Here is a 15,481-nt window from a genome sequence, read left to right on the forward strand (position 1 = left end):
CAGGGGGATTGTGGCCTCTCCCGCTCGGGAGCGGTTGCTAGGTCTTGGGTTCGTCGTCGGAGTTTGCCAGCAGCACCCACACCCCCGTTTGAATCAGTTTCGCCAGTTCGCCTGCCGGGATCGTCAACTCTTTATCCTGCTGAACGTCGATCGCGGTGATCGCTTTCTTGTCGAGTGACTTGAGGCGAACCACACGCGGCGGATCGAGTCCCTTGATGAAGTAGCAGGCCTGCTTCCTGAGCGCTGGCGTGAGTCGTGTTTTCTGGTCCTCACCTTGTCGCAATTGGATTTTCGCCCCACACCGGTAGGTTTCGGCGACGTCCTCGGGCAAGTCAATCTCGGGCGTATCGTCGCCCGACACGTCGTCGGCGTCATCGTCCCGGCGGCCTTCCATCGCCACTTCATGTTCCAGCGCCGTGACCAGATCGCGAAACGCTTTCTCGGCCGGCCGGATCAATTGTTGCATCCGCGTTTGCGCGTTCTTGACCTCGTTCAGCTTGGCTAGCGGAACCGCCTGGCGTCCTTGCTTGGCCGACGAGATCACCGACATCACGTTCGAATTCCAGCGACCGGTGATCCCGTTGAAACTGGTCTCCAACTGCCGGACGCGCTCCAGCGCGCTGTGCACCCGTCCCAGCTGGAACTCTTTCTGAGCGTCCGAAATCGACGAAGCGAACGACGCAACTCCAGGTAACCCGCCGATCACGACGCCGCCGGGCAAGCCACGAACGGCGCCCCCGGTCAGACTGGCCGTTCGCTGGATCGCACCGATCACGTTGGAAAAATGCGCGGGTTCGATCTGAACCAATCCATGCTTTGACATCGCTTGCTCTCATCAGTTTGCCAAACGCGGAAATCATACTTTTTGCCGCCCTCAGCGGCCAAAACACGAGCGTCAGTCAATAGAATCTAAAATCCAAGGACATTCCAAGGGTTGACCATGCGATTGTACGCCGATCGACTGAATAGGAACTTTTTGATGATCCGACATACCGGGATTGTTTTTGCCCTGATGCTGCTATCCGCTTCGTTCTCGGCGGCGGAACGGCCCAACGTGCTGTTTATCGCCGTCGACGATCTGCGGCCGCAATTAGCTTGCTATGGCAAAACCACGATGCAGACGCCCAATATCGACGCGTTAGCAAATCGGGGCGTCTTGTTCGAGCGGGCATATTGCATGGTTCCCACCTGTGGTGCGTCACGGGCATCGCTGTTTACCAGTATCCGTCCGGCACCCCAACGGTTCGTGACGCATCTGGCCTGGGCCGAAAAAGATGCACCGGGTGTGTTGCCGCTCCACACCCATTTCAAAAACAACGGCTACACCACGATCAGTTTGGGAAAAATCCTTCATCAGATCAATGATCACGCCGACGGCTGGAGCGAGCCGGCGTGGCGATCGAAGAAGTCCGGCTATCAGAACGTCGACGACATGCGGGACGCGATCGCGGAGAACAAACGCCGCTGGCCGCGGAAAAGCAAACATCGCGGCCCGGCGTTTGAAGCGTCCGACTCCGACGATCAAGATCACCCCGACGGCGACTGCGTCAATCGAGCGGTCGAGTACTTAGAAACTTTCGCCCGCTCCCCCGATCAGCCATTTTTTTTGGCTGTCGGGTTAACCAAGCCCCACCTGCCCTTCAATGCACCGCAGAAGTACTTTGACCTGTACGACTTCGACTCGATCGACGTCCCCGACAACTATTCACTGCCGAGTGATCTGCCGCCACGGGCAGTACACAATTCGGGTGAACTGAGGGCTTATGCGGGAATCCATCCGTCCGATCCACTCGATCGCGAATCGGCGCGAAAGCTGATCCACGGCTACTACGCTTGCGTAAGTTTCGCCGACGCAAATGTCGGTATGTTGTTGCGCAGTCTCGATCGGTTGGAACTGGCTGACAGCACCATCGTCGTGCTCTGGGGCGATCACGGCTGGCAGCTCGGCGAACATGGGATGTGGAATAAACACTCGTGTTTCGAAACGTCGATGCATGCCCCTTTGATCGTCGCCGCGCCCGGACAATCCGACGTGAAGCCCGGTACACGCACCGATGCCTTGACAGAGTTCATCGACATCTACCCGTCATTGTGTGACTTGGCAGGGTTGCCGACGCCCGGTCACGTGCAAGGCACCAGTTTCCTCCCCTTGATGAAGGACTCTACCCTGCCCGGAAAACCCTACGCCATCGGACGCTTCGGGACCGGTGACACGATCCGCACCGACAGGCTCCGGTACAGCGAGTATTTCGACAAGAATAAGTTCGTCGGAAGCATGCTCTACGATCACACGACCGACCCGAGTGAAGATCATGACATCCGTTCCCAGCGGCCGAAAAAGTCGGCAGAACTCTCGGAAATGCTTCGGGAACATAAGGGCAAGTGATCGTCCGAAATTATGGCAATCCGACCGTCGCCGGCTCCGTGATTGCCGCATGATCCTCCCAGGGCAAATATGATGGAGCGATCCCATCATTCACTTCCCCTTTCAATCGAAGCCCAGCCACCATGATCCGACTCGGACTTTGCGTCGTCGTCGCCCTCGCGCACGTCATCTCCGCCGCCGCCCAAGACACTGCCCAAGACAGCGCCAAGAAGCCGGCCGCGAAAAAGAAGCCAGCTGCCAAGAGAGTGAACCCGGCTTTCCAACCGCCGGAGATCATCCCCAAGCTTCCCAATGTTCTGCTGATCGGCGATTCGATCTCCATCGGTTACATGGTGCCCGCACGCGAGGCGATGGCCGGCATGGCCAACGTGTTCCGGCCGGCGACCAATTGTGGGCCGACGACCCGCGGTTTGGAACAGATCGATCAATGGCTGGGCGATCGAATGTGGGACGTCGTGCATTGGAATTTCGGACTCCATGATCTGAAGTACATGGGCCCCAAGGGCCAAAACCTGGCCGATCCCCAGGCCGCCGACTCGCATCCACAGGTACCGATCGACGAGTACAAAGCGAACATCGAAAAACTCGCCCGCCGCATCAAGCAACAGGCCAAGATTGTGATTTGGCGTGAGACGACGCCGGTGCCCGAGGGAGCCGCGGGCCGCGTCGTCGGTGATTCGGCCAAGTACAACGCGGCGGCGGCCGAAGCGATCGCCAAGGTCGGCGGGATCCAGACCGACCCATTCTTCGACTACGCCAACTCCGTCAAAGAACACCAGCGACCGGCCAACGTCCACTACACGGCCGAAGGTTCCAAACGGCTCGGCGAGCACGTTGCCGAAGTGATTCAATCCGCCCTGGCGGACTAAATCGCGGACGCTGTGGTCGCAGCCGACATTCGGGCAAGATCGCAGCTTCGTTTCCGGATCCCGGCTGTTGCTCGGAACGCAAACGAATCGTTCGGCATCGGTGCGTGCCGGTGATGTCGATGGGGATCACAATGTCGATCTGGTGGTGGCCAACGGACGGCACTGGCCGCAGCAGAATTTTGTTTTTTTTAAATCAGTCGCAAGCACGCTTCAATGTCGCGCGGCCGTTGGGCCACGATCACTGCACAAGCTACGCGTGCGAACTCGCTGATCTGGATGGCGACGGCGACCTCGATATCGCAGTCGGCAATGACAACGCCCCATCGCGTGTATTTTTGAACGACGGCAAGGCCGGTTTTCAACAGGCGATCACGTTCGGCACCCAGGCCGACTCCACCATTGACGTCGCGGTGGTCGACCTGAATGATGACGGCCGGTCCGACTTGATCTTGGCCAATCGAGATGATCAACCCAACACGATCCTGCTTGCCGAAGCCCCGCCGGCGGGTTCCGATCCGATGGTCCGCTTTCGTCCACCGGTCAGCTTCGGTTCGGCCCATTCCAGCCGGGCCATCGCAACGGCGGACTTTGACAGAGACGGCCACGTGGACTGGGGCATCGGCAACATCGGCGTTCCAAACCGAGTGTTCTTCGGCGATGGCAACGGTGGCGTGAAGAGCGAAACCGCGTTTGGCCGCAGCGACGGACAGACGTTTTGCATCGCCGTCGCAAATACAGACCAGCAAAACCGCATCTTCGTGAATCAAGCGTCAAGGAAAGCAAATCAGTGATCACAAAAACGATTCAACGAACCACATGCGTCCTGCTGTTGGCGGCGCTGTCCAGTCTGGTCGCGGCAGGCAACGACGATACCGATTGGCCCTGTTTTCGCGGGGCGGGGGGCAAGGGGATCACGCACGGTTTCGAGACCGCCGTTCATTGGGACGCGACGGATCCGGACGACGATTCGATCTTGTGGAAGGCACCTGTCCCGGGGCTGGGGCACTCCTGTCCGGTGATCGTGGGAGAGCGCATTTTTGTCGCGACCGCCGTGGCGGAGGATGGCGAAATGCAACTGCAGATCGGTCGCGGAGGCAACACGGATGCGGCCGACGACAACGGCAAACAGTCTTGGATGGTGCTGTGTTTCGACAAATCCACCGGCGATGAATTGTGGCGCCGGACGGCCCACCAAGGAATCCCTCGGGCGACACGCCACACCAAGGCAAGTCACGCCAATACAACGGTCGCCGTCAGCGGTGAGAACGTCGTTGCATTCTTCGGCTCGGAAGGTCTGTTCTGCTATGGTCTGGACGGCGAACTGAAGTGGAAGAAAGATCTTGGCGTCGTCGATGTCAGCAAGTACGGCGTCGGCTGGGGATACGGCAGTTCGCCTGCGATCCATGATGGCCACATCGTGCTGGTTTGTGACGACCCCGACAATCCATATCTCATTGCGCTACGATTGGATGACGGCCGGGAAATCTGGCGCAAAGAACGCACGGGAATCTGTGAGCGCAGTTGGGGCACGCCGCTGATTCACGAAATTGACAACACGGCGCACGTCGTCGTGAACGGTTGGCCGTGGGTCGTCGCCTACGATCTGCAAACCGGCGACGAAGTCTGGCGCACCGACAAGGGCGGTTCTTACATGTCCACGCCGGTCGTCGTCGATGACTACCTGTATCTGGGCAACTCCAATGGCGTGCTGCGTTGTTTTCATGCGGTGACAGGTGAAAAGGTCTATGAAAAACGACTTGGCAGTGGCGCCTACATGGTTTCGTCCCTGGTCGCAGCGAACGACAAAATCTATTGCCCATCCGAAGACGGAACCGTCTATGTCATCCAAGCAGGCCCCGAATACGACGTCTTGGCAAAGAACCGACTGGGAGATTCCTGCCTTGCCACACCAGCGATTTCCGCCGGGACGCTCTACTTTCGCACAGCGACTGAGTTGATCGCCATCGGGCCCAATGATGAACCCGCGGCCACATCGCCGGCCGTGTCCGAGGCCCGAAAACCCAACGTGTTGTTTATCGCCGTCGATGATCTGCGTCCGACGATGGGGTGCTACGGAGACAAGACCGCGATCACACCGCAGATGGATGGCTTGGCCGACCGCGGCATGCGGTTCAATCGAGCGTACTGTCAGGTCGCAGTTTGCAATCCTTCGCGAGCCAGTTTGATGACCGGTTTGCGACCGGACACGTTGGGCGTCTGGACGCTGCCGATTCACTTTCGCGAGGCGAAACCCGACGCGGTGACGTTGCCGCAGTGGCTGCGCAAACACGGGTACTTCGCCGTCAGCCACGGCAAGATTTATCACAACCCCACACCGGACCCCCAATCCTGGAGCGAACCGATTCGCAATCTGCCGCGGTTGCCCGCCTTCTATCCCGATGGCACTCGGGACGTGATTCGAGATGCCATGAGCAAGTTACCGGCGAACGATTGGCGAAAGAACAATCTCCGTGGCCCTGCGACCGCCGCACCGGATCTGCCGGATCACCAAGTGCTCGACGGAGCCCGCACGGACCTGTGCATCGAAGACCTGCGCCGACTCGCCAAATCGCAGCAACCGTTCTTCCTGGCGATGGGTTACATCCGCCCCCATCTGTCCTTTGTCGCGCCAAAGAAATACTGGGACCTGTACGACCCGGAGGAGTTGCCCGTGTTGTCGGGCCAGAAGATCCCCGCAGACGCACCGCCCTATGCGATGCACAACAACAGTGAACTGTCGCACTACGTTGACTTGATCAACATGCCAAAACCGTGGGACGAAGAGGAACTGTCGGCCGATCAAGCGCGACGTCTACTTCACGGTTACCACGCTTGTGTCAGTTACGTTGACGCACAAATCGGTCGTCTGTTGAAGGCGCTCGACGAAGTAGGTTTAACCGACGACACGATCGTCGTCCTGTGGAGCGATCACGGTTGGAAGCTCGGCGAGTATCGCGGCTGGGGCAAGATGACCAACTACGAAATCGATGCCCGCGTCCCGTTGATCATCTCCGCACCAATGGTGAAGACCAGGGGGCAGAGCACCGAGTCGCTTGCGGCGCTGCTGGACCTGTATCCGACGCTCTGCGAGCTGACCGGTTTGGAAACACCGGATTTCGTCGAAGGCAAGAGCCTGGTTCCGATCCTCCGCGATCCCCTCGCCAAGGTGCATCAATCCGTGACCAGCCAGTATTACCGCACGCACGAAGGCAGCGAGTACATGGGCTATTCGATGCGCACCGACCGCTATCGCTATATCGAGTGGCGTGATTTCGGCAGCGGAGAAATCAAGTTTCAAGAACTGTACGATCACAGCACCGATGACGGCGAGTCCGGTTTACAATCACCCCGAGTCATTTAAATGTCCGGGTCAATGTAAAGGAAGAAGTCACCTGATGCCCAACCAAGTTCGATTAATCCGTCATGTCGCCCAATCCCTCACTGCATGCGGTCTCCTTGTCAGCCTGCTCTCTGGTTTCGGTGCGACGGTGTGTGCCCAAACCGTGGATCCGGTTTCCGTCTTGGGCGACACGAGGATGCCGCCGTCGGATCACGTTTCGCAAGCCTTCCCCTATGGCATCACGGGCAAGACGCCGCCGTCGTTGACCAAGATAAATTTCCAAGGACAGAAACCCTACCACAAGCACCGCATCAATTTGAGGCTCTTTCAAGGCTGCCCACAGGTTGAAATCTCCGAGGGCGGCCGACTTTGGGCGACCTGGTTCGGCTCCAACGTCCAAGCCGAACGCGCGCCCTTCCACAACGATCAATTCTCGGTCATCTCGACCTCGGCCGACGACGGGAAAACCTGGAAGGAGGTCTTCGTCTTTGACCCCAGTGAGTTGCTCGGCGCGGGAGCGTCCGATCCGATGCTGTGGAAAGACCCCGAAGGAAAGATTCGCTTCATCGGCCTGCGGAACATCGATTTCAAAGGCCAGGACGAATTCGCTTCCTCGGCGTGGGAGTTCACGATGTTGGACGCGGAAAACGAATACACCGACTGGACCGCGCCGCGGTTGCTGGGAAACAAAAACATCTCGGTGATGAAGCCGCTGATTTTTCCCGACGGCACGATCCTACGCTCGATGGACGATTTCAAGCTGGTCGGTAAACGCGACAAGGTTCGAATTCGTTTTCTGAAAGAAGCCGTCAACGGCACGCCGATCTTTGTTTCTGAATTTCCCGTCGACAACGACGCGGTGTTTGCCGAGCAGATGCCGATCATCCGAAAAGACGGCAGCCTGTTCACGTTCTATCGGGCGAAGAAGGGACAGAAGTTTGCCGAATCGTTCGACGGCGGACGAACCTGGAAACTGGGCGGTTACTACCCGATGCAGTTTTCGATCAACACCAAGTGTATCCTCAAAACATTGCCTTCGGGCCGCGTCCTGCTGGTCGCCAACGACGTCCAGATGGACGAACAGGGCGGCAAGCGGGTTTACCACTACACCGACGAAAACGGTCAACGACGTGAGCTGACGAAACACAAGACGGCGCGGACGCGGATGACGGCCTATTTGAGTGAAGATGACGGCAAGACGTTTCCGCACAAGCTGCTTTTGTGCGACGACGGTCAGATCAGTTATCCCTCGGCGACGCTCGGCAAAGACGGAGCGATCTACATCGTTTATGACCAGGGGCGTGGCACGATCGGCCAGCACACCATCTTTTTGTCCAAGATCAGCGAAGCGGACGTCCTGGCTGGCGAAATCGTCGACGGGGATAGTTTCTCAAACCGCATCGTCAGCCGCCCCAGCGACCACGGCGGCGGACGCCGCAAAGGCGATTCGATCTGAAGAATGATCGTAGCGGAACTCGCGTAGAATTTCGCTTTCCGCGGCTTTGCCGCCGTGAGCGCCGGGGAGGCGAAAGCCTTGGCGGCTTCCGCTACGGTTGATTTGATAGGTCCAATCGTAGCGGAACTCGCGTAGAGTTTCGCTTTCCGCGGCTTCGCCGCCGGGAGCGCGGGGTGCCGAAATCCTTGGCGGCTTCCGCTACGGTTGATTTGATAGGTCCGATCGTAGCGGAATTCGCGGAGAATTTCGCTTTCCACGGCTTTGCCGCCGTGAGCGCGGGGTGCCGAAAGCCTTGGCGGCTTCCGCTACGGTTGATTGGATAGGTCCGATCGTAGCGGAACTCGCGTAGAGTTTCGCTTTCCGCGGCTTCGCCGCCGTGAGCGCGGGGTGCCGAAAGCCTTGGCGGCTTCCGCTACGGTTGATTGGATAGGTCACGATCGTAGCGGAACTCGCGTAGAATTTCGCTTTCCGCGGCTTTGCCGCCGTGAGCGCCGGGGAGGCGAAAGCCTTGGCGGCTTCCGCTACGGTTGATTGGATAGGTCCAATCGTAGCGGAACTCGCGTAGAGTTTCGCTTTCCGCGGCTTCGCCGCCGTGAGCGCGGGGAGGCGAAAGCCTTGGCGGCTTCCGCTACGGTTGATTGGATAGGTCCAATCGTAGCGGAACTCGCGAAGAGTTTCGCTTTCCGCGGCTTGCCGCCGGGAGCGCGGGGTGCCGAAATCCTTGGCGGCTTCCGCTACGGTTGATTGGATAGGTCCAATCGTAGCGGAACCCGCGTAGAGTTTCGCTTTCCACGGCTTCGCCGCCGTGAGCGCGGGGAGGCGAAAGCCTTGGCGGCTTCCGCTACGGTTGATTTGATAGGTCCGATCGTAGCGGAACTCGCGTAGAGTTTCGCTTTCCACGGCTTCGCCGCCGTGAGCGCGGGGAGGCGAAATCCTTGGCGGCTTCCGCTACGGTTGATTGGATAGGTCCAATCGTAGCGGAACTCGCGAAGAGTTTCGCTTTCCGCGGCTTTGCCGCCGGGAGCGCGGGGAGGCGAAAGCCTTGGCGGCTTCCGCTACGGTTGATTGGATAGGTCCGATCGTAGCGGAACTCGCGGAGAGTTTCGCTTTCCGCGGCGTGACTTTCAGATCAGCGAGGCGATCACGAGGGCGACGACGCTCATCAGTTTTAGCAGGATATTCAGCGACGGGCCCGAGGTGTCTTTGAAGGGGTCGCCGACGGTGTCACCGACGACGGCGGCCTTGTGGGCCTCGCTGCCCTTGACCAACATCTGCCCGTTCACGTCGTAGCCTTCCTCGATCATCTTCTTGGCGTTGTCCCAGGCACCGCCGGCGTTGGATTGGAACAACGCCATCAAGACGCCGCTGACCGTCACCCCGGCGAGCAACCCGCCCAACATCAGCGCGTTGGTGTTGCCCGGCAACCCGACCAACTTGGGCAAGAAACCGAAGCCGACCGGAACCAGCACCGCGACCAAACCGGGAACGATCATCTCGCGGATCGAAGCGCGGGTGGAGATCGCGACGCACTTGCCATACTCGGCCTTTCCGTCGGCGGCTTGGAAGGTCGCTTGATCCGCCTGGGACCATTCTTCGAGCGGTTTTCCTTCGTTGTCATTCATCGCCTTCAGCCCCGCCTTGAGTTCGGGGATGTCTTTGAATTGTCGACGGACCTCTTCGATCATCCGCATCGCGGCGCGGCCGACGGCGTTCATCGACAACGCCGAGAACAGGAACGGCAACATCGCACCGACAAACAGCGACGCCATCACGTAGGGATTGGTGATGCTGATCGCCTGGATCGGCGTGTCGACATGGGTCGCGTTGTAGGCGGTGATGAAGGCGGCGAACAGGGCGAGCGCGGTCAGCGCGGCCGACCCGATGGCAAAGCCCTTTCCGATCGCCGCGGTGGTGTTGCCGACGGCATCGAGTTTGTCGGTGCGCTCGCGCACCTCCGCCGGCAACTCGGACATCTCGGCGATCCCACCGGCGTTGTCCGAAATCGGGCCATAAGCATCGACGGCCAACTGGATGCCGGTGTTGGATAGCATTCCGACCGCGGCGATCGCGATCCCGTACAGACCGGCCATGGCGTAGGCGCCGATGATGGCCGCGGCGATGATCAGGATCGGAATCGCGGTCGACATCATGCCGACACCCAGACCGGAAATGATGGTCGTGGCCGGACCGGTGACCGACTGACGGACGATCGACGTGACCGGCCGCGTGCCCGTTCCGGTGTAGTATTCGGTGATCTTGCCGATCCCCAGCCCGGCCGCCAGCCCGAACAGAATGGCGAAGAACACGCCGCTGCTGGTGTAGACAAACGCGGCGTCGCCTTCACCAACGGTCCAGGTCGCCGGCAGCATGAACTTGATGATCACGTAGGTCAGGATCAACAGGATGGCCGCCGATCCGAATTCGCCGATGTTCAGTGCGTGGTGCGGATTGCCGCCTTCCTTGACTTTGACAAAGAACGTGCCGGCGATCGAGGTGAGAATCCCGACACCGGCCAGGACCAGCGGTAACAGGACGGCCGACAAGCCGCCGAAGTGATCCAGGCCGGCTTCGTTGAAAACGGTGAAAAATGCGGCACCCAACACCATCGTGCCGATGATCGATCCGACGTAGGACTCAAACAGGTCGGCCCCCATGCCGGCGACGTCACCGACGTTGTCGCCGACGTTGTCGGCGATCGTGGCCGGGTTGAGCGGGTGGTCTTCGGGGATCCCCGCTTCGACCTTGCCGACCAAGTCCGCTCCGACATCGGCGGCCTTCGTATAAATCCCGCCGCCGACCCGGGCGAACAATGCGATCGAGGAGGCACCGAAGGAGAATCCCGTCAGCACTCGGATCACCCGGGTCAGGTTGCTTTGCGTTTCCAGGCCGAACATGCCCGCGTAAACGACGAACAAGACGCTCAAACCGAGCACGCCCAAGCCGACGACGCCCATGCCCATCACGCTGCCGCCGGCAAACGCGACTTCTAATGCTTTTCCCAGACTGGTCTTGGCCGCGTTGGTCGTCCGCACGTTGGCTTTGGTGGCCACCGTCATGCCGATGAACCCCGCCAACGCCGAACAGATCGCCCCGGAGGCAAACGACAGCGCGACCAGCGGGGACGACGATTCGCCTTGCGTGCTGCCGGCGTAACCGAGCAAACACGCCACGCCGATGACGAACACCGCCAGAATCGAATACTCCGCCTTCAAGAACGACATCGCGCCTTCGGAGATGTTGGCCGCGATCCGCGCCATCTTTTCTCCACCGACCTCCTGTTGTGCGACCCAACTGGTTTTCCAAAACGTGAACGCCAATCCGGCGACTCCCAGCAGCGGGATCAGGTAAGCGATCCAGGGCACGCCGCCTTCGGACGGCGCATCGACGTCGGCGGCCGGTGTGGGGGACGCTGATTCGGTCTGCCCGTCATCAACCGGTGGCGGTTCGCTGGACGGTTCGTCGCCGGCCGACGCCGCGGTCACTTCGGCAGTGCTCGCTTCTGTATCTTCTTGCGCCAATGCCGTCATCGGGCAGCAAGCCAACGAGACCGCAAGGACGATCAAGAGTGTGCGGAAATGCGTGCGGAACGGTGTGTCGCAGGAGCACGCCCGGATCAAAGCAGCGGTCAAAACAGTACCTGCGAACAGAACAGTGATTTCCAGCATGGTGTGTGTTCCTTCTTGACACGCTCGGAAGTGCGAACGTGTGCGTACAACGACGAGTGATGGACTGAAAGCGGCACAGTTTTCAGTGTTAAGATTAAGCGAGAATCTAACACAAACGGAAGATCGACTCGGGTGGCAAACGGCACCCGGTGACAAAAAGAATTTGTCCTAACCGAGGCGTGAACCGTGTAGCGGCGATGCAAGAACTGTGCCACATCATCAGCGGCCACCGACGTCGCGTTGGCCGGAAAATGCGAACGGAGGGTGTTGGTTGCAGCCGAATGATGGTTCAACCAAGATGTCGCCACAAGCTGGCTAGAAAGCCGCGTTGAAGAGGTGCTTGCTTTTCCTGAGTCTGGGCCCTGGGCCAGCTGAAGTCTATCACGACCGCGGCCCGTACGGCGAGTCGATGATACCAGGACAGTGACTACCTTGCGGTCTGGTCGACGCGTTCTCGGATCTCCGCAACGTCATCAAACAGCATCCAGCGTTCTTTCGGAACACCGTCTAATGCGTCCTGAAAACGCCGGTCGGTCGATTCGGCCGACGTCACGTTGCGGAGCAAGACCATCACGATCTGGTCGGGAAAGTCGCGCGCCAGTTGGCCATAGATCTCCGGGTCTTGCTCTCCCGTGTCGCCGAACAAAACGAAGCGACGCTCGGGAAACGACTTCAAGATCGGGGTGATCGCAGCGAGTTTCGTCGACTGTTGAGACGACAGCAGCCCCAGTCCGCTCGAATCGGTCAAGCGAAAGTACTTCAGGTGCATCGTGCCTTTGGGAAACCCCGCCTCGGACAGAAAGCCTTCCAAGGGTTGATACAATTGCCAGGGGCTTCCGGAGACGTAATGAAACGCCGCCCCGCGGTCGTGCAAACCGGCGTACAGCGGCGCCATCCCTGCGACCGCCTGGAAGTCTCGTAGAAACGTATGCTTCAACAATTCGGATTTGTCCGTCACCTCGGAGTGCTTGATCGTGTCGTCGATGTCGGAGATCACCGACAGTCCTTGCGGGGCAATCAGATGCACGCGGCCGCGGAACGATCTGGAATCCCCGCTCGGCAGGACGGCTTGCAAACGCGCAATCTGGTTTTCCGAGTGACCGCCGGGCCACGGATTGGCAGCGGAAGACAGGGAGCTGAGAAAGTGTCCGTTGGGCTGCGAGGTCCCCGCGGCGTACCGTTTGCCGGCGAAGTCGACGGTGACCGATTTTCCTCGTTCGTTATCGACCAGGAACGGTCGAATGCGGTCCTCGCGAAAGGCGTCCGGGTCGATGTCGTTGTTCAGGCCGGCCGAGGATTTCAGCGCCGCGATCAGCGCCGCCCGTTTGAACGAACTGTCTTCGGGCTCAAAGACCTTTCCGTGCACGTCAAACCGCCACGACCGGGTCTGTTTGTCGAAATGCCCGTACGTCGGGTAGAACAAGATCGATTCGTCGGATTTCAACGTCGACGGTGCGAGCGCGTCGGGCCCCGGTTCGTGACCGATCGCCCAAGTGATCGCAACCGCCGCGGGGATGAGGAACAAGAGGGTCTTGGCAGGATTTGGCATGGAGGTTCTCCTTGGGAGACATGATAACGTTTGGGCGGCACTCATGACCGAAAGAGCCCGAATCGTGTGCTTCGCCAACACGTGATTTTGGAGTCGGACAGTCATTTTGGATCAATCACCAATGGTGCGAGCATACGTGTTGGTGTCTCGCCTTCTGGCGATTCCCTCTCGCTGCGGAGCAGCGAAACTGGTCGGTCGTCTACACTGAAACCAGCGTGAATCAGAACTCCCATTGCCATGGAATCTCGGAATGTCCACAAAGATGACGACACCAACAATCAAACTCGTGATCGGCTGTTTGATGGGTTTCACCGCGACTAGCCTGTGTCACTTCGCCGCCGCCGACCAGTGGTCTCAGTTTCGCGGCAACCGCATGGACGGGATCGCCCCGACCGAGCATCCGCAACGTTGGTCGCAGACTGACAACGTTCGCTGGTCGATCGAGGTGTCCGGCGAGGGTTGGTCATGCCCCGTGGTCTGGGAAGATCGTGTGTTCCTGACCGCGGCCGTCCCGCTGACCGAATCCGATTCCACCGGCCCGGAAGAATACAGCGGCGGCGGGGGCAGCCGTCGCGACGACCTGACGCGGGTGACCTATCGCTGGCAGGTGATGTGTCTGGACGCCAACACCGGCGATCTGATTTGGCGCCAAACCGCTCGTGAGGGCCGTCCGAGAATGGAACGGCACAGTTCCAATACCTACGCGACCGAAACCCCGGTGACCGATGGCAAACACGTCTACGCCTACTTCGGGATGACGGGGCTGTATTGTTTTGACATGGAGGGCAACAAGGTTTGGGAAAAAGACCTCGGCAGCTACAAGATGCGTGCCGGTTGGGGCACCTCCAGCTCGCCCGTGTTGTTTGATGGCCGACTGTTCGTGCAGGTGGACAATGAGGAACAATCGTTCCTGGTCGCGATCGATGCCACAACAGGTGAAGAACTCTGGCGGGTGCTTCGTGAGGAACGGTCCCAGTACAGTTCACCGATCGTTTGGAGCAACAGCGAGCGTGACGAACTGATCGTCGGCGGCATGGTGTATCGTTCCTACGATCCGCAAACCGGAACGCTGCTCTGGGAATTGGACATGGACAAGGGCCGCAGTTCGGCGACCCCGCTGGCCGTCGGTGATCGGTTGTACGTCGGAACAGAATACCGCAACCGTGGTGGAGCCGATGACGGCGGCGGATTCTTGTTCGCGATCACGCCTGGGGGCAGTGGCGACATCACACCGTCGGCTGGTCAATCAACAACCGAGCACATCGCGTGGAAAATCGAGCGCTCCGGGATTCAAATGGCGTCGCCGGCATACTGCGACGGCAAACTATATCTGCTGGAACGGCGCAGCGGCGTGGTCCACTGCGTCGATGCCGACACGGGAAGCACCGTCTATCGCAGCCGTCTTCCGCGGGCGCGTGCGTTTTGGAGTTCGCCTTGGACCAGCGGCGATCGGGTGTACTGCGTCGACACCAGCGGAACGACCTATGTTCTCGACTCCGGTGACGAGTTGGACGTGATCGCAACCAACGACATCGACGAGCTGACTTGGTCGACACCCGCGGTCGCCGATGGCGCCGTCTACTTCCGGACGGCGTCGAAGCTGTATTGCATCGCAACTCGATAGGATCAACACCGTCCGATGACAGACCCGACTTCTAAAAAAAACTGCCGATCAATGGGTTTGAGCTGGAGGCGGCGTTCTGTTCAGGACTTCACGTGTGGTTGGCTAATCGAGATTCGGACTGAGATGCCGTAGCACACGTTTGGGGCTGACGATGCCCAACACCGTGCCGTCCATCTTCAGGACCGGGACGTGACGGTGTCCGGCTACCGCGATTCCCGCCAGCGCCATCCCCACCGGGTCGGTTTCATAAACCACCGTCGGGTCGGCCGACATCACTTCGGACACCGGATGATCCACTAATTCCTGGTAATTTTCGGCGACCTTTTCCAACACATCTCGCTCGGTAAAGATTCCCACCAGCTTTTCGTCATCGATGACCAGCAGACTGGAGACTTTTAATTCGCTCAGCTTCTTCGTCGCGTCGCGGATCGTTGTGTCGGCGGTGACTTCCGCGATCGGCGTCGATCGCATCGAATCGATCGACTCCTCGGCCAGGACGCGATGCAACTCGCTGGCGTACTGCGTCGGCTCGTAATTGCTAAGCGGATCGTCGAAGTCGTCGGGATCGGATTGCGGTGTCCCACTCATGCTC

General features: G+C 59.5%; 10 protein-coding genes. 6 read left to right on the top strand and 4 right to left on the bottom strand.

The annotated features are described in order from the left end of the window. Window positions 1-37: 37 nt before the first annotated feature. The gene (locus H1B37_RS07845; RefSeq protein ID WP_286177514.1) at window positions 38-823 is read right to left on the bottom strand and encodes a hypothetical protein; all 786 of its coding nucleotides are present in this window, start codon (window positions 821-823) and stop codon (window positions 38-40) included. A 156-nt stretch (window positions 824-979) separates the two neighbouring features. On the opposite strand from H1B37_RS07845, the gene H1B37_RS07850 reads away from it, so the two are divergent. The 5 genes from H1B37_RS07850 to H1B37_RS07875 all read left to right on the top strand — a co-directional run bounded on the left by H1B37_RS07850 (window position 980) and on the right by H1B37_RS07875 (window position 8,051). Next, window positions 980-2,386 (top strand): sulfatase, encoded by a 1,407-nt coding sequence (locus H1B37_RS07850; RefSeq protein WP_182866082.1) that lies wholly within the window; start codon window positions 980-982, stop codon window positions 2,384-2,386. Window positions 2,387-2,508: 122 nt separating this feature from the next. Then, entirely contained in the window at window positions 2,509-3,255 is a 747-nt protein-coding gene (locus H1B37_RS07855; protein WP_182866083.1) for an SGNH/GDSL hydrolase family protein, read from the top strand. Between the two features lie 179 nt (window positions 3,256-3,434). Next, the gene (locus tag H1B37_RS07860; RefSeq protein ID WP_182866084.1) at window positions 3,435-4,046 is read left to right on the top strand and encodes an FG-GAP repeat domain-containing protein; all 612 of its coding nucleotides are present in this window, start codon (window positions 3,435-3,437) and stop codon (window positions 4,044-4,046) included. Next, entirely contained in the window at window positions 4,043-6,616 is a 2,574-nt protein-coding gene (locus tag H1B37_RS33700; protein ID WP_353620800.1) for a sulfatase-like hydrolase/transferase, read from the top strand. Before H1B37_RS07860 ends, H1B37_RS33700 begins: the two co-directional genes overlap by 4 nt. 34 nt (window positions 6,617-6,650) lie before the next feature. After that, complete coding sequence (locus H1B37_RS07875; RefSeq protein WP_182866085.1) at window positions 6,651-8,051, top strand: exo-alpha-sialidase; 1,401 nt, start codon at window positions 6,651-6,653, stop codon at window positions 8,049-8,051. A 1,124-nt stretch (window positions 8,052-9,175) separates the two neighbouring features. Here the strand turns inward: H1B37_RS07875 and H1B37_RS07880 are convergent. Together H1B37_RS07880 and H1B37_RS07885 are read right to left on the bottom strand one after the other, a co-directional pair. Beyond that, window positions 9,176-11,716, bottom strand: coding sequence for a sodium-translocating pyrophosphatase (locus tag H1B37_RS07880; protein WP_220498097.1), 2,541 nt, complete (start codon window positions 11,714-11,716; stop codon window positions 9,176-9,178). Between the two features lie 427 nt (window positions 11,717-12,143). Further along, window positions 12,144-13,265 (bottom strand): App1 family protein, encoded by a 1,122-nt coding sequence (locus H1B37_RS07885; RefSeq protein ID WP_182866086.1) that lies wholly within the window; start codon window positions 13,263-13,265, stop codon window positions 12,144-12,146. Window positions 13,266-13,566: 301 nt separating this feature from the next. Here H1B37_RS07885 and H1B37_RS07890 point away from each other — a divergent pair, with 301 nt between their 5' ends. Then, on the top strand, window positions 13,567-14,889 hold the full coding sequence (locus tag H1B37_RS07890; RefSeq protein WP_436298244.1) for an outer membrane protein assembly factor BamB family protein: 1,323 nt from the start codon (window positions 13,567-13,569) through the stop codon (window positions 14,887-14,889). Between the two features lie 102 nt (window positions 14,890-14,991). On the opposite strand, the gene H1B37_RS07895 is transcribed toward H1B37_RS07890, so the two are convergent. Continuing rightward, entirely contained in the window at window positions 14,992-15,477 is a 486-nt protein-coding gene (locus tag H1B37_RS07895; protein ID WP_182866088.1) for a CBS domain-containing protein, read from the bottom strand. Between the last annotated feature and the right edge of the window lie 4 nt (window positions 15,478-15,481).

This window comes from Stieleria mannarensis (genome assembly GCF_014154935.1).
In the GTDB taxonomy this organism is placed as follows: Bacteria; Planctomycetota; Planctomycetia; order Pirellulales; family Pirellulaceae; genus Stieleria; species Stieleria mannarensis.